17 protein-coding genes are annotated in these 23,628 nt (G+C 38.7%); 9 read left to right on the top strand and 8 right to left on the bottom strand.

What is annotated here, in order from left to right:
* Nucleotide 1: 1 nt before the first annotated feature.
* The 5 genes from ACZZZC_RS06475 to ACZZZC_RS06455 all read right to left on the bottom strand — a co-directional run bounded on the left by ACZZZC_RS06475 (nt 2) and on the right by ACZZZC_RS06455 (nt 7,175).
* Complete coding sequence (locus tag ACZZZC_RS06475) at nt 2-1,177, bottom strand: FecR family protein (RefSeq protein WP_463485331.1); 1,176 nt, start codon at nt 1,175-1,177, stop codon at nt 2-4.
* Nucleotides 1,178-1,267: 90 nt separating this feature from the next.
* A complete protein-coding gene (locus tag ACZZZC_RS06470; RefSeq protein WP_463485330.1) occupies nt 1,268-1,855 on the bottom strand; it encodes an RNA polymerase sigma factor in 588 nt (195 codons plus the stop codon).
* Between the two features lie 36 nt (nt 1,856-1,891).
* Complete coding sequence (locus tag ACZZZC_RS06465; protein ID WP_463485329.1) at nt 1,892-3,664, bottom strand: ABC transporter ATP-binding protein; 1,773 nt, start codon at nt 3,662-3,664, stop codon at nt 1,892-1,894.
* Nucleotides 3,665-3,860: 196 nt separating this feature from the next.
* Complete coding sequence (gene truA / locus ACZZZC_RS06460) at nt 3,861-4,655, bottom strand: tRNA pseudouridine(38-40) synthase TruA (RefSeq protein WP_463486794.1); 795 nt, start codon at nt 4,653-4,655, stop codon at nt 3,861-3,863.
* 27 nt (nt 4,656-4,682) lie between these two features.
* A complete protein-coding gene (locus ACZZZC_RS06455) occupies nt 4,683-7,175 on the bottom strand; it encodes an alpha/beta hydrolase-fold protein (RefSeq protein WP_463486793.1) in 2,493 nt (830 codons plus the stop codon).
* 282 nt (nt 7,176-7,457) lie between these two features.
* Here ACZZZC_RS06455 and ACZZZC_RS06450 point away from each other — a divergent pair, with 282 nt between their 5' ends.
* From ACZZZC_RS06450 to ACZZZC_RS06410, 9 genes are all read left to right on the top strand, one after another.
* The gene (locus ACZZZC_RS06450; protein ID WP_463485327.1) at nt 7,458-7,925 is read left to right on the top strand and encodes a DUF4293 domain-containing protein; all 468 of its coding nucleotides are present in this window, start codon (nt 7,458-7,460) and stop codon (nt 7,923-7,925) included.
* Between the two features lie 356 nt (nt 7,926-8,281).
* Entirely contained in the window at nt 8,282-10,216 is a 1,935-nt protein-coding gene (locus ACZZZC_RS06445; protein ID WP_056848702.1) for a DEAD/DEAH box helicase, read from the top strand.
* Between the two features lie 304 nt (nt 10,217-10,520).
* Nucleotides 10,521-11,435: an alpha/beta hydrolase gene (locus ACZZZC_RS06440; RefSeq protein WP_463485326.1), complete on the top strand. Its 915-nt coding sequence runs from the start codon at nt 10,521-10,523 to the stop codon at nt 11,433-11,435.
* A gap of 346 nt (nt 11,436-11,781) precedes the next feature.
* Nucleotides 11,782-12,693 (top strand): helix-turn-helix domain-containing protein, encoded by a 912-nt coding sequence (locus ACZZZC_RS06435; RefSeq protein WP_463485324.1) that lies wholly within the window; start codon nt 11,782-11,784, stop codon nt 12,691-12,693.
* Between the two features lie 141 nt (nt 12,694-12,834).
* Nucleotides 12,835-13,365: a GNAT family N-acetyltransferase gene (locus ACZZZC_RS06430; RefSeq protein ID WP_463485323.1), complete on the top strand. Its 531-nt coding sequence runs from the start codon at nt 12,835-12,837 to the stop codon at nt 13,363-13,365.
* A gap of 12 nt (nt 13,366-13,377) precedes the next feature.
* Nucleotides 13,378-13,575 carry a putative quinol monooxygenase gene (locus ACZZZC_RS06425; protein ID WP_463485322.1) on the top strand — a complete coding sequence of 66 codons (198 nt, stop codon included), beginning with the start codon at nt 13,378-13,380 and terminating at the stop codon, nt 13,573-13,575.
* Nucleotides 13,576-13,703: 128 nt separating this feature from the next.
* Complete coding sequence (locus ACZZZC_RS06420) at nt 13,704-15,218, top strand: peroxidase family protein (protein WP_463485321.1); 1,515 nt, start codon at nt 13,704-13,706, stop codon at nt 15,216-15,218.
* Between the two features lie 190 nt (nt 15,219-15,408).
* The gene (gene bshC / locus ACZZZC_RS06415; protein ID WP_463486792.1) at nt 15,409-16,995 is read left to right on the top strand and encodes a bacillithiol biosynthesis cysteine-adding enzyme BshC; all 1,587 of its coding nucleotides are present in this window, start codon (nt 15,409-15,411) and stop codon (nt 16,993-16,995) included.
* A gap of 82 nt (nt 16,996-17,077) precedes the next feature.
* Entirely contained in the window at nt 17,078-18,163 is a 1,086-nt protein-coding gene (locus tag ACZZZC_RS06410; RefSeq protein ID WP_463485319.1) for an Ldh family oxidoreductase, read from the top strand.
* A 107-nt stretch (nt 18,164-18,270) separates the two neighbouring features.
* On the opposite strand, the gene ACZZZC_RS06405 is transcribed toward ACZZZC_RS06410, so the two are convergent.
* Genes ACZZZC_RS06405 through ACZZZC_RS06395 form a run of 3 tightly spaced genes read right to left on the bottom strand, consistent with a single transcriptional unit; the run spans nt 18,271 to nt 23,614 of the window.
* Nucleotides 18,271-20,946, bottom strand: coding sequence for a glycoside hydrolase family 3 C-terminal domain-containing protein (locus ACZZZC_RS06405; RefSeq protein ID WP_463485318.1), 2,676 nt, complete (start codon nt 20,944-20,946; stop codon nt 18,271-18,273).
* Between the two features lie 11 nt (nt 20,947-20,957).
* Nucleotides 20,958-22,382 carry an alpha-L-fucosidase gene (locus ACZZZC_RS06400; RefSeq protein WP_463485317.1) on the bottom strand — a complete coding sequence of 475 codons (1,425 nt, stop codon included), beginning with the start codon at nt 22,380-22,382 and terminating at the stop codon, nt 20,958-20,960.
* A 41-nt stretch (nt 22,383-22,423) separates the two neighbouring features.
* Nucleotides 22,424-23,614, bottom strand: coding sequence for an ROK family protein (locus ACZZZC_RS06395; protein WP_463485316.1), 1,191 nt, complete (start codon nt 23,612-23,614; stop codon nt 22,424-22,426).
* Nucleotides 23,615-23,628: the final 14 nt, after the last annotated feature.

Raw genomic sequence — 23,628 nt, 5'->3', positions numbered from 1 at the left:
ATTATGTTTTTGAGATCACTTTTAGTCGCTTCCCTTCGGTGAGTTGAAATTTGATGTTACCCGTTTTCTCCAGCATGGCCAAAACTTGTGATAACTTCGATTTTCTTGGCACCATGCCATTGTATCTTTTATTGGGAAGCGATGAATAGTCGATTTTTACATCGTACCACCGCTCCAGTTGAATCAAAACATCCCGCAGCTCCGAATCGTTAAAACGGAATAGTCCATTTTTCCAGGCCACTTGGTCATCAAGGTCTACATCATTTGATACATGGATAAAAGCATTTTCTGCTATTCCCGCTATTGCCTGCTCGCCAGGTTTTAAAATTTTATTAGATTTTTGATTACTAATTTTGATACTACCCTCTAACAGTGTGGTTTTTATGGTTTTGTCATCCATATAACTGTTGATGTTGAAATGTGTTCCCAATACTTCCACATCCTGGTTTTTGCTTTTTACGTGGAATGGTTTCGTTTTATTTTTAGCCACTTCAAAATAAGCTTCGCCTGTTAATTGAACCGAACGCTCATTACCAACAAATACTTCTGGGTATCTTAATGAGGAAGCAGCGTTTAGCCAAACTTTCGTCCCGTCGGGCAAAACAATTTGATATTGACCACCATTCGGGGTTTCGATGGTATTAAATGAAACACTTGATTTATCAAAACTTTCACGGTTAAGAACAGTATAAACCAATTTCCCATCTTCAGTTTTCGAGATGCTAATTCCGTTTGTATTACTGATGTTTGCAGCTGTATTGACATCAAGAACCACTTTTTTCCCATTCGCTAATGTTAAAATGGCCTTGTCTAAACCAGGAAGTACATCTAAATTTTCTACCTTGGCTTTAGTTGTACTTGAACTGGATATTATTTTTTGATCTCTCAGGAAAAATATGCTTCCGCAAACCAGTACCAATGAAGCGGCGATCGAAATGTATTTATAAAATGAAATTAGAGTAGATTTTTTATCAGCAGCGATTTTATTTTGAATAGCTTTGAAGTTCTGATCTTCCAAGAATTGAAGTTCTTCGTTCGGCACCTGTCCGGAAATATCTCTTTTTCCAAGAAAATTATAATATTCGTCAATAAAAGAAATCTCTTCAGCACTTGCCTTGCCAGATAGATAGCGTTTAATAATATCGTTTAACTCATTCTTGGGTTTGAAGGCGCTCATTTTTCTGGCTTTTCTTATACTGTACCAGAAAAGAAAAAATATCCCAAAATAAATTCAAATATTTTTCAAAAAAAGTCGGTAAAAAATTTTTTAATTGAAAAAAGCGAAATAAAACGAGACCAGAAACACAAATAGGTGTGTTAATCGAAATTTTAGCGCATGGGTGGCAGTAGTTAATTGATTTTGCACCGTTTTTTGCGATATATTTAGCTGGACAGAAATTTTTGCAGTAGATAAACCTTCAAAATAGTGTAACAAGAAGATTTTTCTACGCTTTTCCGGGAGTGCTTTGATAAATAATTCCAGTAAACCTTTTACTTCCCGATCTAACAATTCCCCATCTGCTTGCAATGGAGATATCAATTGGTTTTCAAAAGATTCTGTAAAAAAGCTATTTTTTGGTGTTCTGGAGATATGTTTCAACACCTGAAACTTTACCGCGGTATGCAGGTAAGCCAGTGGATTTTCCAATTCCAGTATTTCTCGTCTGTTCCAAAGATCGGCGAAAACATTTTGGATTACATCCTGGCATTTTTCCTTTTCTGGCAAACGTTTATAAGCGGCGTTATAAAGCTCTACCCAATAAAGTTTGTAAATTTTTCCAAATGCTGCCTCGTCTCCTTGCTTTAGTAAGTCAAAAAGTACCTTATCGTGCTCACTATTTCTCGACGCGTTCAATAATCAGGTTTATAGGAAACCCAAACATAATCATTTTTAAGAACTTTTGGCGATCCCTCCGGACGAGAATTGCAAATCGTAAAGCTTTTTGTAATAACCGTTTAGCTTCAGCAATTGTTGGTGAGTTCCCTTCTCTTTAATTTCGCCTTTATCAAGTACGATAATTTGATTGGCTTTCTGAATGGTTGATAAACGGTGTGCGATCACGATGGAAGTTCTTCCTTCCATCAGGTTATCGATCGCCTTCTGAATCAATAATTCGGTTTCTGTATCTACCGATGATGTCGCCTCATCCAGAACCAAAATGGCTGGATTGTGCACCAAAGCCCTGATGAAGGAAATTAATTGCGCCTGACCTGCAGAAAGTGTAGCACCTCTCTCCATCACATTATATTGATAGCCGCCTGGCAAACGCTCGATAAATTCATGAGCACCTACTTTTTTTGCTGCATTCACCACTTCCTCAATCGTGATTTCAGCATTATTTAAGGTGATGTTATTTAGGATTGTATCCGAAAACAAGAAAACGTCCTGCAGAACTGTGGCAATATTTCTTCTCAGATAGTCGAGTTCAAAATCTTCAATTTTTATTCCGTCGACCGTAATTTCGCCTTTTTTAACTTCGTAAAAGCGATTTAAGATGTTAATGGTAGATGATTTTCCCGCACCAGTAGCCCCCACCAAGGCCACAGTTTCTCCAGCTTTCACTTCGAAAGTTAAATCTTTCAATACGTACTGCTCGTCGTTATAAGCAAACCAAACGTTTTTAAACTCGATATTTCCATCCAGTTTCGCTGGCTTTTCGGTTCCATTGTTAACGGTCACTTCGTTGGTATCTAAAACCTTAAAAACCCGCTCTGCTCCAACCATTCCCATCTGTAGGGTATTAAATTTATCCGCCAGTTGGCGAATCGGCGTAAAAACCATCCCCAGATACATAATAAATTGGGTGATGGTTCCTGGCGTAACGTCAATCGGTTTCGCTAAAATACTTTTTGCGCCGTACCAAACCAGCAAACCTAAAGACATTGCCGAAATCAGTTCTACAACTGGAAAAAAGATAGAATAATACCAGTTGGAACGGATATTGGCATCGCGATAGCGTTTATTTATCGCATAAAACTTTTTGTATTCCTGCCTTTCACGGGCAAAATACTGTACGATAGAAACCCCGGTAATATGTTCTTGCAAAAAAGTGTTCAGGTTAGAAACCTCATTTCTAATTTCCTGGAATGCCACCTTAATGGCTTTCTGAAATTTTCTAGTGGCTACAATCAATAAAGGGATCGGCAATAGCACCACGAGACTTAATTCCCAATCGGTATAAAGCATTACGCCAACAATTACCACCACTTGCAACGAATCGCCAATCATCGAGATTAAACCTTCCGAAAATATATCAGCGATGGTTTCCAAATCAGAGACTGTCCTGGTAATTAACTGTCCGATAGGCGTTTTATCGAAATATTTCAACCGTAGACTGGTAATATGATTGAAAACTTTTATCCGCAAATCGCGAATAACAGATTGGCCCAGCGTATTGGTTAACAGCGTGTGATTATATTGAATCAGCGTTTGCAAGATCAACATAAAAATCATCAGCATGGTCATTTGTACCAGGCCAGAATAGTTTCCCAAGAGGATATAATGATCGAGGGTGTATTTGATTAAAAAAGGCCGGACTGGGGAAATGGCTGCCAGCAAAACCGTTAAAATAACCGACCAAACAAAAACAGCACGATAAGGCTTCACGTATTGAAAAATACGTTTAAGCAATCCTGTGTTATATACTTCGCCTGTTACTGCCATTTGTCTGTTGTCTGTTATCTGTTATCTGTTATCTGTTTAGAAATTGTTTCGGCTATAGGTTTAATTAACCTAAAAATTCTTTTTGCACCCGACCGGTAACCCATAACCGGTAACTGTTAACATTTTTTTTTAAAAACCTTTTTTTCGCACCCCGACCGGTAACTGTTAACTGAAAACCGGTAACCGCTAACTGATTTTACTTTATATACGGGTATTCAACTTTAACTAAATATAAACCGCATGCAGGAACTGACTGACCAGCTTTGCTGCGATTTTTGCTTTCAATTATTCCTTTAAATTCTTCGAGTGTTATTTCATGTTTTCCTACTCTAACCAAAGTGCCCATTATTGCCCGAACCATGTTTCTTAAAAAGCGATCAGCTTGAATGGTAAAAACCAAACCGTCTTCTAGAGCTTCGAAGCTAGCTTCTACAATTTTACAATTATTAGTAAAAGTTTGGGTATTTGATTTACTGAAACAAGAAAAATCGATGTACTCCATCAATATAGCAGCTGCCTGATTCATTAATGCTATATCAAGCCTATCTTTAACCAACCAAGATCGATTTAATTTAAAAGGATCTTTTTCGAAATGCAGATAATATTTATAGGCTCTCGCACTGGCATCAAAACGAGCATGTGCGCTGTCTTCAACCGGAATAATTCTTTTCGCAGCAATTTGGTAAGGCAGCATGGCATTTATTCCTGCTACCGCCTGTATCACTTTCGATTCTTCCAGATCTTCCACATCGAAATGCGCAAAGAACTCCGTAGCATGAACCCCAGAATCCGTCCGGCCGCAGCCCAAAGTTTCTATTGGCTGACGATAAAATGTGGACATTGCTTTATCCAAAAGCTCCTGCACAGTTATTGCATTGGGCTGAATTTGCCAACCGTGATATAAGCTGCCATCATAAGCAATTTGTATGAAATACCTTTTTTTACTCAAAGCGCTGCAAAAATACTTTTTTCCTTTTACTTCAAAGGACAAGCATTCCAAATTACATTCAAATGATTCTTATTCAGATTTAGCGACACCCTTTTCATCAAGTTGCCATTTATTGTTGTAGAATCCGGTTAATTTTATACCCTTGCTTCCTTGTTTGGGTAGATCGGATGAAAAAATCATAAAATCAGGAAACCCACTTCCACCAGCAAAATATTGATTGGCATAAGCCACTTTTGTACCTACAGCACCTGTTCCAGCAACAACACCAATTAAAAGCTTGGGATCTTTTTGAGGCCAAATATAATATGCAGCTAGGTCAGCTCCTTTCCATTGATGTTTTCCAGCCGTTATTTGCGTATTGCTTACCTGAATCGGACAATCTTTCAGGAGTGCTTTCCATGCGCTGTTATTTTCCGAATTACCATACAAAATGATATTTCTCCCTGCATATTTCGAACCCAAAAATTCTTTGTCCGTAATGATATCCACAGCTCCGTTGCCACAGTAATACCAGCTTTCCGCATCATATTTTGCTTTATTTAAGTTAGCTTGATTGGCATAAGCATTGCCTTTGGTGCCAACAACAAATATCATATTGTAATTAAAGGCTTCTTTAAACCTACCAGATCTAAGCGGATTCTTATTTTGAACATTAATTCCTTTTGCAATTTGCCACTGTTGATCATACTTTTCCAGTGTTAGTGTATCGTGATCGGTTTGCGTGATGTAATTGATATCAGCTAAACTATCCAAAGTGATTTTAACACTAGTTTTAACGCCAAATTCTGTTAAGGCTAAACGCAACATCTCAATATTTTCTGTTCTACCAGTTATGGATGAAGACTTCCTATCTCTGTTCAAAATTATCCGGCTGTATTGTAAAGGCTGAATTTGCTGATGAATTGTAGCCCAGCGATAAGTTGCAGAAATACCCGGACTGGAGGTAATGAAATCAATATGGTTGACAGCAGAATCAGCTTCGATGTTATGCCATTTAAAAAAATTAAATATTGGCGGCCAATCTACACTTTGATCACCAAACCAATGTTCGCCACCTGGATATTCGTAATAGCTAAAATCAGGATGAAAATCTGCCAGCACTTTTTTCATTTGTCGGGCGTAACTTACAGGAACAACTCGATCTGCATCGCCATGCAAAATATACACCCCAAGCTGTTTATAGTTAGTGGCTAATTTTGGCACATCGCTTTGATTTCCCGCTCTCAGCAACATCTTTTCGATCATATTTTTGCTGCTATCTGGAATTTTACCATCCGCAGAGCCATAATCTTTTAAGGAAGCATAACCAGCCGCCGGAGCAATGGCTGCCCACTTATCGGGATAGGTGGCACCTAAAAACCAGGTACCGTGTCCGCCCATAGAGTGACCAGTAAGGTAAATCTGCTTTTCATTCGGTTTAAATTGTTTTTTCACCAGTTCCAAAACCTCAAGCGCATCCTGACGCCCCCAATCTTCCCAGTTAAAACCGCGTGGCCGGCGATTGGTAGCAGCTGCAACTGTACCCCAATCTTTTGACTTGTAAGCCCGTGCCTGCCCTATTGCTTCTACCCCAGCGCCGTGTACAGAAAGAAACAAGGCTGAATTAGTCTTCCAACCACCTAGTTGAGGAGTTACGGCAAAATATTGCAAACTGCCATCTATTTTACTGATAAAGGTTTGCTTATAACTTGATGAACCCTTTACGGCTTCAACTGACAAGGTTTGCTGATCAGCAATTTTTCCATTTTTTAATAGCTGAATCTCCAGATTATAATTACCTTCCGCTCTAACTGCGCTGGCGTCGAATTCGAAAATCGACTTTCTCATACTTAATTTTAAGATTTTCGCGATCCGTTTTTCTTTCTGCCTGCCATTCAAAATTGTTTTTATCTGTAAAGAATCTTCATCATTTAAAGAAGAATTGCTAATGGTTATGGCACCTTTCAATATTCCGTTTATTTCATTGACTACAATATGAGGTAGCGTGAGGTCATCTGTATGGATGATTAACGGTTTAACATTTACAATGATTCTTGGCAGAATGCTTGCACCGCGAACAAAAAGTTCGTTAACTCCTTTTTTCAATTGCACAGGGATGTGCATATAACCAGACCCGTAAGGATCGCCCATATGTGGAGTACCATTAAAAAACAGTGTATTACCGCCAATTACGTTCAAAATGGCCGTTTGCGCTTTTGGAGAAGTATAGCTTAAGTAGATGTAATCGGAACCTCTGTCTATACCTCCCGGATTTAAAAAAGGATTGTTGGTGGTTTGCGTCGACCTTCTGGTAAATACACTGAAACGACCATTTGCATCTGCTTTAATTGCTTTCCAAAGAATTTTTTCACCGTTCACACTGCTAGTAAATTCGCCCCTTTCATTTGGCGTTTGTAAGGTGCCGTTTGCCATTTTATAGGCTAGCTGATCGGTGTATATTGCCTCACGGCCATAGCGACTTCCGCTGGCCACCGTAAGTGCATTTTCAAATTTAAGGGTATCTTGAGCAAAAGCTTTTGATGCCGCAATTAAAATAATTAAGGTAAATAAGTGTTTTAACATAAATCGTTTTATTGAGTGATGCGAGTTTGAATTAAATTAGTTTTTATAACTGAAGGGCGTCGTAATTTATCTGAACAATTGGTTTTGACTAATATCCGCTATAAATTTCAGATCATCATTAAAAAAAGGGTCTACCACTCATTTTCACCTATTTGTTACATTAATGAAATAAGCTTACGGTGATAAATTTAAAAATTTGACAGTAGTTGATTAGCAGAGCAAGAAAATGTTTTTTTAAGGATGAAATAGAATTCCTATAATTGCCTATTATTTTAAATTAACATGATACAAAGAATACAAACCATTTGGCTATTACTAGCAGCTTTAACATTGGCGTTAATGATTTTCTTTCCAATTGCATTCAAAGAAACAGGGCCAACTGTAGCTGAGATTTATACGAATGGCTTACATAAAGCGGTTATAGGAAAGTCCGGTTCAGGAGTAACTGTGAGTGACTTCCTTCCGTTGTTTATCACCAATATCGCGGTAGCTTTAATGAGTTTTGCCAACATCTTCAATTTCAAACGAAGAAGTGTTCAAAAAAGAATAGCGATTCTAAACATCGTGTTGATTATTGGTTTTGCTTTTTGGTGCAGTGTTTACGCCAAACAACTTCCTGGAGGAATTGATGGCGCAAGTTTTGGAGTAGGTGCCTACCTACCCGCTCTTGCAATCTTATTTATAATTTTAGCCATTTTTGGCATTAATAAAGATGAGAGGTTAATTCGCTCTGCTGAAAGGTTGCGTTAATATTGTGCTGTTTTTGCCTTTTAAACCCGATTGAAACGAAAATACTTTTTACCCCAGCCCCTAAAGGGGCTTAAGGCAAAGTCCCCTTCAGGGGATTTAGGGGTAAAAGATTGCAGTGTAAAGCGGGACTGATTTAAACCACAGAAAGCAGGATTTGATTTTCAAATTTTGCAGCTATTAACAAACATTTCGCTGCTAATTTACCTTCGTCTATTTTCTATTTCCAATACCATCTTACCCTTAATTTCTTTCTTGCTTATTTTCAATTATTTAGCTCAAAAAACTATTTAACTAACTATCAATAAAATACGGAATATTAACCGTACCTTTGCGGCTCAATTAAAAATAAAAGACGAATGACAAACCCATTTCAATTATTGGGGATAAGTGATGACGTCGTTAATGCCGTAAAGGACCTTGGATTTGAAACTCCAACGCCTATTCAGGAGCAAAGTATTCCTGTACTGTTAGAAGGCACTAATGATTTTGTTGGTTTGGCCCAAACAGGAACAGGAAAAACAGCCGCATTTGGTTTGCCGCTGTTAGAACTAATCGATTTTAAAGTTAATAAACCACAGGCATTAATTTTATGCCCTACCCGTGAGTTATGCTTACAGATCGCTAACGACCTTAAAAACTTTTCTAAAAACGTTGCTAATGCCCACGTTGTTGCCGTTTACGGTGGCGCGAACATTATGCAACAACTACGTGAAATACGCCAAGGCGTTCAAATCGTAGTGGCCACGCCCGGCCGTATGTTGGATATCATTGGCCGTAAGGCAATTGATTTTTCAAACGTTAAATATGTTGTGCTTGATGAAGCTGACGAGATGTTAAACATGGGTTTCCAGGATGACATCAACGACATTTTATCAACTACTCCTGATGACAAAAAAACCTGGTTATTCTCGGCTACAATGCCGGCAGAAGTTCGCCGTATTGCTAAAAAATACATGAACGAGCCTGTAGAGTTAACCATGGGCACAAAAAACACTGGTAACGTTAACATCGAACACGAATATTATATTGTTCGTGCCCGTGATAAATACGCTGCCTTAAAACGTATTGTAGATTTCAACCCTGAAATTTTTGCCGTAGTATTTTGTAAAACCAAATTGGATACACAAGATGTTGCTGAGCACTTAATTAAAGATGGTTACAATGCTGATGCTTTACACGGCGATTTATCGCAACAACAACGTGATAAAGTAATGCAACGTTTCCGTGAGCGCAACATGCAATTGTTAATTGCTACTGATGTTGCTGCCCGTGGTATCGATGTAAACAATGTAACTCACGTAATTAACTATTCTTTACCTGATGAAATTGAGAGTTATACCCACCGTTCTGGCCGTACTGGTCGTGCTGGTAAAACTGGTATTTCAATTTGTATCATCAACTCTAAAGAACTTGGTAAAATCCGTCAGTTGGAGCGCATTATTGGTAAACAATTTACTAAAGCTGAGCTTCCTACCGGATTTGATGTTTGTGAAAAACAATTATTCTCATTGGTACACAAAGTACATAATGTAGAAGTTAATGTGGAGCAAATTGATCAATACATTCCGCGTATTATGGATGAATTTAAAGATTTATCTAAAGAGGATGTAATCAAACGTTTTGCTTCTTTAGAATTTAACCGTTTCTTAGACTACTATTCTAAAGCACCTGATTTAAATGCAGCTGTTGGCGATGATCGTGGCGAAAGAGGTGAACGTGGGGAAAGACGCGGACGTGGTAGCGAAGGTTACACCCGTTTGTTTATCAACTTAGGTTCGGTAGATGAATTTACCCGTGGCGATATGTTATCATTTATCTGTAACAACGGAAAAATTGCTGGCAAAAGCGTTGGTAAAATCGACTTGAAAGGTGTTTTCTCTTTCTTTGAGGTGGAAGATGATGTTGCTGATAAAGTTTTCGAAGGCTTTAAATCTGTTGAGTTTAACGGTCGTGCAGTACGTATCGAGAAAAGCGGAGATGGTGGTCGTGGCGAAGGTGCTGGCGAAAGACGCGGTGGCGGTGAAAGACGTAGCGGTGGTTTCGGCGGTGAACGCAGAAGTGGCGGTGGCGGTGGTTACCGTGGCGGCAGCGGCGGTGGCGACAGAAGAAGTTCTGGCGGTAGCGGTCGTAGAGAAGGCGGAAGCAGAGAAGGTGGAAACGCTGGTGGTGGTTTCAGAGATTTCTCTGGACGTAGCCGTGATGAAAAAGGTGGAAGTAGAGAAGGTGGAAGCGGACGCAGAGAAGGTGGAAGTAGAGAAGGCGGAAGTGGCGAACGCAGAAAAAAATGGTAAATCACTAAAACCAAATATTTTAGAAGCCGTCCTGTCTATTCAGGACGGCTTTTTTTATTATAAAGGTTTTTGAACAGATGAAATTTGATTGCTGTAAGTGATTAATTTTCATTTAAAAGGTTTTGATCGCTTATAAATATCCAAAAATGAAAGGCTTTCGTTTTTATTTTAGTTAGCGGTAATGGGAAATGCCACACCAACATAACATCTCAACCCCGATTCGGGTACAAACAACCTCAATTTGGTTACATTTACTCTTTAAAGGAAGACGAACTTTGCATTGTAAAACTTAAAATGTAAAACGATGCAAAAAGTAAAATTTAAAAACAGAAATTGGGACACAGTAGCCAATCTTCATTTGCCCGACAATTTTGATGAAACAAAGAATTATCCCGCTATTGTTTGCGTTCATCCGGGAGGCAGCGTAAAAGAACAAACCGCAGGTTTTTATGCCGGAAAACTTGCCCAAAAAGGGTTTATTGCTTTGGCTTATGATGCTTCTTTTCAAGGCGAAAGCGGTGGAGAGCCAAGATATTTTGAAGACCCAACCAGTCGTGTAGAAGACTTATGCTATGCCGTAGACTATCTTACTACATTATATTTTGTAGATAAAAACCACATCGGTTTATTGGGTATTTGCGCAGGCGGTGGTTATGCTGCAAATGCAGCATTGAAAGAAAGGCGAATAAAAGCTTTGGCTACAATTTCAGGAGTAAACATAGGCCGAGCATTCAGAGAAGCAAATTTTTTAGAAACATTAGAATCTATTTCTACGCAACGAACTGCGGAAGCCAACGGTGCAGAGCCGATGATTACCAATTGGACACCCAATTCTTCCGAAGAAGCAAAAAAGGCAGGCATAAACGATTTGGATATGTTAGAGGCTATTGATTATTACAGAACGCCAAGAGGCGAATTCCCTACTTCAAACAATAAATTGCTTTTTGCAAGTACGGCGAACTTAATCATGTTTGACGCTTTTCACCTCGCTGATTTTTTATTGACACAACCCTTATTGATTATCGTTGGAGACAAAGTTGGTTCTTTCGGTTCTTACAGAGATGGCTTTGACTTATACAAAAAAGCCGTTTCTAAAAACAAAAAAATCCATATCGTAAATGGTGCAGGTCATTATGATTTATACGACAAACCCGAAGCAACAGCAGAAGCATTAGATGAACTAGTGCCATTCTTTCAGGAAAACCTTTTGCAGAAATAATGACTTTTTTTCTAAAAATAACCGGAGTAATCTTGCTCATTGCAGGTTGCGTTCTAACATACAAACCAAACATAATCAGCAAAATTCCCTTACCCGAAAATCCATATCAAATGATTGAAATACGGGTTAAATGGGGATTTTTAATTGGATTAGGGATTTTCTTAACTTTTTTCAATGAATGGAGTAATTGGAAATTAAGCGTTTTTGCAGTATTGTTTTTTCTAACTTTAGGAATTATCATAGCCCGATTAGTTGGGGTTTGCTTTAGACGGTTTTTTTTCAAAACAATTACTTTGGCTAACCATAGAAGTTGTTGCATTAATTATCTTTAGAATTTTATTTAGATATGCAGACCATTAATTCTTTATCCGAATTTCATCGCTTACTATCCATTCCTCCCCCTTCACATCCGTTGGTTAGTGTGGTTTTGGTTTCTGAAATACACGCTGTAGATTCTGATTTGTGGAAACATTTTTCTACTGATTTTTATACGATATCTCTAAAAAACAATATCCAATCCAAAGTAAAATACGGACAGCAATATTATGATTTTGACAAGGGAACAATGATTTTTACTGCACCTAAACAAGTCCAATCGGTTAAACTAGAGAAAACCAACGCTTTTAACGAAACGATTGGAACAGGATACGTGTTATTTTTTCACTCTGATTTTTTGAAAAAACACCCATTGCAAAGCACAATCAAAAACTATGGTTTCTTTTCCTATTCCATAAATGAAGCGCTGCATCTTTCTGACCAAGAAGAAAAAAATGTTATTGAGATATTTCAAAAAATAGAAAAAGAATACCAGCATATTGACAAGCATACACAAGATATTATTCTGTCGCAAATTGATTTGCTTTTGAACTATTGCAATCGTTTTTACGAACGTCAATTCATTACCCGAAAAGTTGTAAACAATGATTTACTTTCTAAAATGGAAAATCTATTGAACGATTACTTTAATAACACGGAAACGCTAAAAAATGGATTGCCGACAGTTGAATATTTAGCCAATCAACTTCATTTTTCTGCAAATTATTTAAGCGATATGTTGCGTTTGCTAACAGGACAAAATGCCCAACAGCACATTCACGAAAAACTCATTGAAAAAGCAAAAGAAAAACTTTTGACGACAAACTTATCCGTAAACGAAATTGCTTATGAATTAGGTTTTGAGCAATCGCAATCCTTCAACCGACTTTTCAAAAAGAAAACTGAAATGTCTCCCTTAAAGTACAGACAATCGTTTAATTAAATTTTCACTTCCCAATTGTTTTAACAACAAGAAAATAAAAAGCAAAAGTACTCTTGCCGTTTGTAATTTCTTAACCAAGCTAGTGAACAAATTACTTGCCATCAATATAAAAATCACTCTACAAACAGAGAAACATACCTAATGATTGATCTATTCAAAAAATTCCCAATTTTAACCACCGAAAGGCTTAGACTTAGACAATTATCTCATGATGATCAGCTGAATATTTTCGCTTTGCGTTCTGATGCAGTAATAAACAAATATCTCGATAGAAAACCAAGCACAACAGTTGAGGATGCCTTACGATTTATAGACAACGTTAATGAAAATATAAGAAATAACACCTCCATTTACTGGGCAATTACCCTAATAAAAACTAAAACTTTTGTGGGCACCATTTGCCTTTACAATTTCTCCACTAAAAATAATAGTTGCGAAGTCGGCTACGAGTTAAAAACAAACTTTCAAGGGCAGGGCATTATGAAAGAAGCACTGGAGGTAGTTATAAATTACACTTTTGAAACCTTGCAGTTTTGCCAAATCATTGCATTTACACATAAAGGAAATCAGAAATCTACCAAATTATTAACGACACTTCAATTTTCTAAATCTGAAGATCTATTGACTGAAAACCCTGATATCAGTATTTTCAAGTTAGCTCGATTGAATTAAAAACAGAATGTATTGACCTATGATGCGGTTGCCGATAAATCCAGCCCGACCGACATTACCATACTCGAAATTTATGCTGATACTGCTGCATACGAAGCGCACATCACTACCGCTCATTTTAAAAAGTATAAAGAAACGGTTAAGGATATGGTGAAATCGTTAGAACTTGTTGATGTTAACCTCATTGGTAGTGGAAAGAAACCTGATTAATAATACAGCAAAACCATACCGTAAAAAGCGTATATCGCACCCAAAGCATGCAAAATAGATGACAAACATCATATAATCAAACCATTAGTAATTATATTTAGTATAACCTAATAACTAAATATAAAATTATGAGCAGACATGGCGCACTTTATCAGGACATCGTTCCTTTTACATCTCGATTTTACGACAAAGGAAAATTCGGCAGAATTTTTCCCTCACTGCCACCTTTCGCAACAGACACTACTAAAGTCAGGGAGGCTTTAAAAGACATTGGCAAAAAAGGCGGCATCATGGACGCTAAAGATGATATGAATCAAGATCCTATCAATTTAATTACCGATCCTACACTACAAGTCAACAATCCGAACTCACCGATTATGGGAGCGGGTATGACTTTCTTAGGCCAATTTATCGATCATGATATCACTTTTGATCCAACTTCCAGTTTGGAAAGGCAATCGGATCCAGAATTTATAGAGAATTTCAGAACACCAAGCCTGGCTTTGGATAATGTATACGGCAGCGGTCCTGGAGCTTCTCCGCACCTTTACGATCAATCTGACGGCATGGGCATAAAAATGCTGCTTCATCCCCTAACTAGCCAAGGTAAAGACGGAATAAATAAATTTGATTTACCTCGAAATTCCCAAAATACCGCATTAATAGGCGATCCGAGAAACGATGAAAATTTAATAGTTTCTCAGCTGCAAGTACTTTTTTTACAATTTCATAATAAATTGGTTGATGCGATTCGGGTTAAATGGCCCACAAAATCACCTTCAGTAGTTTTTAACGAGGCGCAAGAGCTTGTTCGCTGGCATTACCAATGGATTTTGCTTCACGAGTTTTTGCCGCTCCTATGTGGTGAAAATGTAGTAAACGATGTACTCACTAACGGCCGAAAATTTTATGGCTGGCATAATCAGCCTTACATTCCTGTAGAATTTTCGGTGGCAGCGTATCGTTTTGGACACAGCCAAATCCGTCCGTCCTACCGTGCGAATTTTGGAACAGCAAACAAGCCAAACCCAACGCCATTTTTTGCTGATATTTTCGATTTCGCTGCCGACCATCATAGTCCGGACCCTAATGATTTACGAGGCGGCAAGAGAGCTGATAGACGCTTTATAGATTGGCATACCTTCTTTAATTTGGGCGATGGAAGTATGAGACCGAATAAGCTGATAGATACAAAAATATCTTCTCCCTTATTTCAACTCCCAGGTTTTGCATCTGGCGATGTGATTTCTTTGGCATCTCGCAATTTACTTAGAAGTTTAACCTTTAGTATGCCATCGGGCCAACGTGTTGCACATGCAATGAGATTTAAGCCAATGGAAGCTGAAATATTCAACGACTTAAAGCACTATAAAGTCAATTTTGAAAACAGCACACCATTGTGGTTTTATATACTAAAAGAAGCAGAAGTTCAACAAATGGGTTTAAAACTCGGAGATGTTGGAGGAAGAATTGTAACTGAAGTATTTGTAGGTTTATTAGAAGGTGATAATACTTCCTTTATAAGCCAAAATCCATTCTGGAAACCAAGCTTACCTTGCTGGGAAGCTTATCGTAGCAATAAGCATTTTACCATGGCCGATCTATGTAGAATTGCCGAAGGAAAAGTGCCAATTGAATTTTAAAAAGGAAGGCATCAATATCTCGTTCAAACGATTGCTATCTATCCATGGTTCTCTCAACCGCTCTATAATTTTAGAGCGGTTTTTTTTACGTTGTTTTCAATACCTATGCAATCGTTAAAATTTATTTAAGTATTGTAAAATAGTAGTTCGGCTTTACAAATATTCTTAAATTGCATTACTTTCGCTAATTATGCAGGCAAAATATATTTCCTATCAGGAAACTGGCTCTTTTTCAAAACTGGTTTTGGATTATATCAATGATGAAGAACAGTTAAGGCCTTTTTACAGTTATCGTCCTGATATGGATGGTTTAGCCCAGGCAATAGAAAACAGGAATTTTTCCGGAGATCGAAACATTTTGGTTGATGTTCTAAAAAGCCAATACCAGCACATTCAAACCAATAAATCGGTAACAAAAAACATCGAACTTCTGGCTTCTGAAAATACTTTTACAGTAACTACAGGCCATCAACTTAATCTTTTTACTGGCCCCTTATATTTTATTTACAAGATCGTTACCGCAATAAATCTAGCGATCGAGTTAAAGATGGCCCATCCTGATAAAAATTTTGTGCCTGTTTATTGGATGGCCACAGAAGATCATGATTTTGAAGAAATTAATCACGTAAGTGTTGATGAAAAAAACATCAGTTGGATACAAACCACCAATGGTGCTACCGGCAGGTTAAGTACCAAAACTGTCGCTGCTGCAGTAACCGCTTACAAAGGCTATTTGGGTATTTCGAAAAATGGAAAGCACATTGCTAAACTGGTAGAAAAAGCTTACCTGGAACATGATAATTTAGCTGATGCTACACGTTATCTGGTAAATAAATTATTTGAAAAATACGGTTTGGTAATCGTTAATGCAGATGAAGCGGCATTAAAAAAGATTTTCGCGAGCGTAATAGCTGATGATGTGAGGCAGCATAACAGTTCTAAAAATATCGACTCTACCTCTAACCAGCTCGAGGAAAAAGGCTACAAAACCCAGGTTAACGGCAGGGATATCAATTTCTTTTATCTCAAAGATGATTTGCGGGAACGTTTAATTTTTGAAGATGGGAAATACCTGGTCAATCATACTGACATCAGTTTTACCGAGGATGAACTGTTGGCAGAAATCGCATCGAACCCCGAACGGTTCAGTCCGAATGTGGTGATGCGGCCAATGTACCAGGAAATAATTTTGCCAAACATCGCTTACATCGGCGGGGGCGCTGAAGTAGCTTATTGGATGCAGCTAAAAGCCAATTTCGATTTTTATAAAGTAGATTTTCCGGTGTTGTTGCTCCGTAATTCTGCTTTATTGATTGATAAACGCAGTGCCGAAAATTTATACAGTCTGGGTTTTTCTCTGGAGGATATCTTTTTACCGGTTGAAGAGTTGAAAAATCTGTGGGTAAAGAAAAACTCGACTGCCCAGCTTAGCCTAGCCGATGAAACCCGTGCTATCAATAGTATTTTTGACCAGATTAAGTTAAATGCTTATAAAATTGATAAAACCCTTTCCGTTTCTACCGATACTGCAAAGCAGAAAACAAACCGCTTGCTAGCCAACCTAGAAAAGAAACTCTTTAGAGCTGAAAAACGAAAGCATGAAATGGCGTTGGTACAAATTGAAAATGTTAAAAAGCGACTTTTTCCTAATGGTACCATGCAAGAAAGAACTTTGAATATCGCACCAATGTATGTTAACTACGGGGAAGATTTTCTTTCATCCTGCATAGAAAACTTCGAGCCACTTGGCGGCGATTTTACCCTACTCTTACCCTAAACAAATCGTCATTGCGAGGCACGAAGCAATCCCTTTGAATAGATTGCTTCGTACCTCGCAATGACGACAAATTGATGCAAAAATGAACTTTATAACCTTTACCGAATCACACCTCCGAGCCTTCACCTACAACGTTTTTAAAAAAATGGGCTGCTCTGATGAACACGCTGAGCTTGCTACCGATGTATTAATTCGTTCTGATTTACGTGGAATTGATTCACATGGTGTGGCCCGTTTAAGTGGCTATGTTCGTTTATGGGAGAAAAATAGAATCAATGCCACACCCAACATTAGAATTGTACATGAAACGCCGACCACTGCAACCGTTGACGGCGATGCGGGTTTGGGTTTGGTTGTTGCACCTTTCGCAATGAAAGTAGCAATCGAAAAAGCAGAGAAATACGGAAGCGGATGGGTTTCAGTAAAAAACTCTAACCATTTCGGGATTGCGGGCTACCATGCTTTAATGGCGGTAGAAAAAGACATGATCGGCATCAGCATGACCAATGCAAGTCCGCTGGTTGCGCCAACATACACCAATGAGCGATTACTTGGAACCAACCCAATGTGTTACGCATTTCCGGCAGGGAAATATCCTCCGGTAATTGTAGATATGGCTACCTCTGCTGCTGCAAATGGAAAATTAGAAATTGCACAAAGGGCTAACAAACCTATCCCTGAAGGTTGGGTACAGGATAAAAACGGAAAAAATTCAATTGATCCTAACGAATTGAAAAGTGGGGGTTCGCTCCTGCCTTTGGGTAGTGATAAGGATCATGGAAGTCATAAAGGTTACGGATTGAGTGCTACAGTTGATATTTTATCGGCTGTGCTTTCAGGTGCAAACTATGGCCCATGGGTACCACCTTTTGTTGCTTTTTTAGAACCCTCTGCAAACCCGGTTGGTGAAGGTTTAGGCCATTTCTTAGGTGCAATGCGTGTCGACGGTTTCCGCCCTGCCGAAGAATTCAAAAATCACCTGGATAACTGGGTGGAACGTTTTAAAACTGCAAAAACAATTGATCCTGATAAGAAAGTAATTATACCTGGCGAACCGGAACATGAGTTTGAACAAGAGAGAAAATTGAGTGGAATACCTTTGATCGACGTTGTAGTAAAAGATTTGAATGAGTTAGCCGAAAAATTAGGAATTGGAGGTTTAAATTAAAGAAAAAGCCGCGAGTGTAACCAGCACTCACGGCGATAACTAACTAAGTACATATGGTTAACCTACCATAAAAAGGCAAAATCTTTCGGCTAAAATGAGGGGCAGCGTTATAATACTTTAAGCGTTTCCTTTAACCATAACGCTTTACTCGAAGCGCCAATGATGATTCTAAAATCCCCTGGTTCAATCACAGATTTCATTTTTGCATTGAACATTTTCAGCATTTCTGGCTCGATTTCAAACACAATCTCTTTACTTTCTCCTGGTTTCAATGCAATTCTCTTGAATCCTTTAAGTTCCAATACTGGCCTAACAATGGTAGCCAACATATCCCGAATATAAAGTTGAGCAACTTCTTCACCTGCCCGATTGCCGATATTTTTTAGTTTAAAAGTGGCTGTAACCTTCTCGTTTTGATTAATTTCACGTTTACTCAAAACCAATTCACTGTATTCAAATTTTGTATAACTCAAGCCGTAACCAAATGGAAATAGCGGTTCTCCACTGAGGTTATTGTAATCATCGCCACGCCCGGTTGGTTTATGATTATACACCAATGGCAATTGCGATTCATGTACCGGGTAGGTTATCGGCAATCGCCCTGCAGGATTATAATCGCCAAAAAGCGTTTCCGCTATTGCGTTTCCTCCTTCTTCCCCCGGATACCAAACATTTAAAACCGCAGGTACATGATCGATCCAATTATTCATCGTAATTGCACTTCCACCAACCAATAGCACCACAACGGGCTTACCACTTTTAACCATTTCATTGATTAACTGTTCCTGATTTCCAGGCAAGTTCAACATGGCCCGATCTTGAAATTCACCCTCTTTTATACCGGCAGCAATCACCACAACATCTGCTTGTTTGGCAAGCGAAACGGCTTCAGCAAGCTCCTTGTCAACATTATTAATCACTTCAAAATCAGAAATGAATTTGATGTAGGCATTGCCTTTCGTTTCTTGAAATTCGATGCGGATGGCATATTTTTTATCTTTTTCAAAATTAAAAGAGATCAGGCGGCTATGATAAGAAGTTTTCTCCCATTGATCGATCAACAATTTATCGTTGATAAAAAGCCTGAAACCATCATTCCCTTCTAAGCCGATCTTGAATGCTCCGGTTTGTGGGGCGACTAAATTTCCGGTCCACCTTACCGAGTATTGATCTTTTGCAAGTTTGCGGTCGGGAGCATAAAGGGTCCACATGAAATCGATTTTCTTGTCGATTCTGGTAACCGCAGGTAAGCCGCTGAAATTCAAATTATCAAAATATTCGGCCTTTAATCCCCTTGCTGTATCGGTACGTAAAAAATTAGCTGGGATAATTTGGTAGAATTTAGGATCGCGACTGCTTCCTTTTGCATACACCACGTTGGCTGCTTGTCCCACCCTTTTCCTGATTCCTTCCAGAATACTGATTTTGCCGTTTCCAGAACCGCTATACCCCCCTAGACGTGCTTCAGTAGCATCTTCACCCAGTACTAAAATCTTCTTGTCAGCATTTAAAGGAAGTAATGATTGCTCATTTTTTAACAGCACAAATGACTTTTGGGCGGCTGCTTTTGCTACAGATTTATTGCGTTTATCGCTTACAGCTTTTTCAGCATCCCTTTCTGATACATATGGATTTTCGAAAAGACCCAGTTCAAACTTTGCTTTCAAAACCCTTGAAACGGCATCATCGATTCGGCTTTTCGAAATTGAACCATCCAAAAAAGGCGGGATGAAGAGTTTATAGTGATCAAATTCAGTTTGAAAAATCACATCTAACCCGCCTTCAATGGCTTGTATGGTAGATTGTGCATAGCCTGTTGCGGTATGATGCAATACACTGGCTCCACCAACGGCTCCTGCATCAGAGATTACGAAACCTCCGAAAGCCCAATCGTTTTTTAACTTTTGCGTAAGCAATTGATAATTCGACGTTGCCGGAGTTCCATCAACAGAATTGTAAGCCGTCATCAGCGATCTGCTTTTGCCTTGTTTTATCGCCACTTCAAAAGGTGGATAATAGATTTCCTTCATCATCCGCTCATTGAAATGGATAGGATAGCTGTCGCGACCGCCATCGCCCACATTTGCAATAAAGTGTTTAGGTGTGGTAATGATGTTTTGCTTTTCGAATGCGCTGACAAAAGCCAAACCCATTTGCGAAGAAAGGAAGGGATCTTCACCGTACGTTTCTTCCGTCCTGCCCCAACGCACATCTGACGCGATGTTTACAACCGGCGTCAAAATATCTCTAATTCCTCTCACTTTAGTTTCTCCAGCTATTGCCCGAGCAACATTAGCCATATTTTCGGTATCAAAACTCGCTGCCAGCCCGATTGCCTGAGGAAAAGCGGTTGCACCTTGGCGCACCAAACCATGAAGGGCTTCATCAAAAGGAATAATCGGAATGCCCAACCGGGTTTCAGTCATAAAGAATTTCTGAATGGCGTTAATTTTCTTAGCCAGTGTGAACGCATTTTCTGAAGTATTGTAGGTCATCATTTGATTGGCACCACCACCACCTTGAGATACAGCACTTACCTGTAAACCAAAAATCCCATTCTGGTAACGCTTTTTATCAACCCCATCAAGGTCGCCGGGAATCATAAATAGTTGCCAGAATTTTTCTTCCGGAGTCATTCTCGCCAGCAAATCCTTTACCCTATCATCGATGCTTGACTTCGCATCTTTGTAAACAGGGGTTGTTTGCTTTTGTGCAAATGTATTTATTGCATCAAGAGAAAAAATAGTTATCCCAAGAATGGCTACAAAACATTTTATCTTCATAGGGTTTAATTTTATTGCGCTGTAAACTCAAAAGCAAGCGCTGCCGTACGATCAACTTTAGGAATAGAAACGCAGGTTTCTCCATCAACACCTTTCCATTTTACTTTGTTACCTGTGGAAAGCAAAATGATTTCAGTGCCTTTTTTGGGTGCGTTTCCTTTCCATTTCACCATATCTGGTATTGTTTGCTCTGCTAAGCAATGAATTGCAAATCTCTTTTTGGAATCTTTACTTTGAGTAAACCAGGTTTGTCTGTCGTGATAATCTTTTGTGATGCGGGTACCATAAATTGCTTTTCCATTTTTAGAAGTCCACTTTCCAATTTCATTAAGCTGTTTGGTTACCTCATCAGGGAGCGTTCCATCTGGCTTGGGCCCAACACCAAGTAATAAACTGCCACCTTTTGCGACAATTTCTACCAGTTTATGAACTACTTCTGTGGAAGATTTATATTGATCGTTAGGTACAAAGCCCCAGGCACCGCCTAAAGTCATGCAACTTTCCCAGGGATAATCCAATTGTTTTTCCGGAATCCGTTGTTCAGGCGTTTGGTAGTTTTCGTAAGGACCATGAACAGTTCTATCAACCATTAACAACCCTGGCTGTGCTTTCCTTGCCATTGCAGCAATTTTCGGCATATCAATATCCTGGCTCCATTTAGGGATATTTGCACCCCACGACAGCACCTCTTCATTCACGGTTTCCAAAGGACGAACCCAGCCCCCATCAAGCCAAAGAATATCTACACTGCCGTAGTTATTCATTAATTCTCCGATTTGTTTGTAGGTAAAATCCTTGAATTTATTCCAACGCCATGGATATTTTTTGATATCGTAATTATTGTTTCGATCTGCCGTAGCATACTTTTGCCACCAATAATATTGCGAATGCCAATCAGGTTTAGAAAAGTAGGCACCGATCATGAAGCCATCTTTTCTAAAAGCATCAAAAACATATTTTGCAACATCTGCCTTTGGGTTATTGGCAAAAGGTCCTTTGGCAATGCTGAAATCGCTTTGCTTGGTATCAAACATGGCAAAACCATCATGGTGTTTGGTAGTAAAAACGAGATATTTCATTCCTGCAGCTTTTCCCGCAGCCGACCATTGCTCGGGGTTGAATTTGGTTGGATTGAACTGCTTGCTAAAATCCCAATACCATTTTTTATAGTCTTCGTAAGCAATGGTAGAATCTCTTTCGATCCAATCTTCAGAGCAGATAGACCAAGATTCGATAATTCCTGGAACAGCATACAAACCCCAATGGATGATCATGCCAAACTTTTTATCCTGCCACTGCTCTAGTTTCTCTTTAACCAAAGGATCTTTTGGCCACTCGTAAGTGGAAGATTGTTTTACGATATCATTGCGTTCCTGAGCGGAGGAAAAAGCAATTGAAAGTGAAAATAGATAAAAGGAAAATATTAATCTTTTCATATCAATGTCGTGAGTTTTTTTTATCGTTGATCTGTAGTCTATTAATCAAATTGACTGTTTTCGATTATTAGGCCGGCAGCTGCTAGTAATTCTGCCTCATCAGTTAGCGTAGATATCTTGATTTTGGTTTGGCCTGCAATTCTTGGTATACAGAATTCATTTATCGCTTGTTGGATAGGGGGCAGCAACATTTCTCCGGCCTTTGCTCCTCTTCCACTTAACACGATGCATTCTGGGTTAAGAATATGAATTAATGTTGATAACCCCTTTCCTAACTGAAATCCGGCTTTAGATAAAATAGAAACTGCTAAGGGATCTTGAGCGATTACAGCATCCAAAAAATGATCTCTTTGATGTTTAGTTTTATCTTTAAACAACTCTTTCATACTAGATTCGGCGCCATTTGCTAAAGCCTGTTCAGCTTTTTCTGCCATCACGAGCAATGAAGTATCAACCTCTAAACACCCCCTTTTTCCGCAAGAACATAAATTGTTACTATCTGATAGGGGAATATGGCTAAACTCACCAGCATAGCCCGTACTTCCTCTGTAAAGTTGGCCGTTGATAATCATACCAAGCCCCGTTCCCCAGCCAATATTTACAACCATTACTTCTTTTAAATCCATTGCCTCACCGAAATTGAGTTCGGCCAAAGCGATTAAACTTGAATCATTATCAATAAAAACCGGAAGTTTCACTGCTGAAGAAATAAATTCGCGTAATGTTAACCCATTATTAATTGGAAGATAGGACAGGTTTATACCTAGTTCTGCATTCACAAAACCTGGCATTCCAATCCCTATACCTAAAATATCTTTTCTTTTTATTTTTGATCTATCAATACTCTCATTAATAAAGTTTACCAGTGTAGAAACATCGCTTTTGTCATCAGACAAGTCGAAATCCAGATATTGCATGGGTACGATTAACTTTCTAGACATATCATAAACGGTAAGTCTGGTAATAAGTTGATCCATGGCAATGGCCACAATAAATTTATTATGATTTGGGTTAAGCAGGTACATGGAAGGGCGTCGACCGCCAGTAGAAGGTGCTAATCCTTGTTCTATAATATAACCTTCAGCCATCAAATTGTTGACAACAGAGGTAACCAATGGTAAACTCTTTTTGGTGAGCTTACTTAAATCGGTTAATGACAGCGCTATTTTATAATAGAGATGCTTGATAATATCAGCTTTTAAACGCTGACCTTTCTCGATGATAACAGACATCTGAACTAAATTTT

Source organism: Pedobacter sp. AC212 (assembly GCF_979258625.1).
Note: the sequence above shows the minus strand (reverse complement) of the source record. Positions and strands in the feature narration are given on the sequence as shown.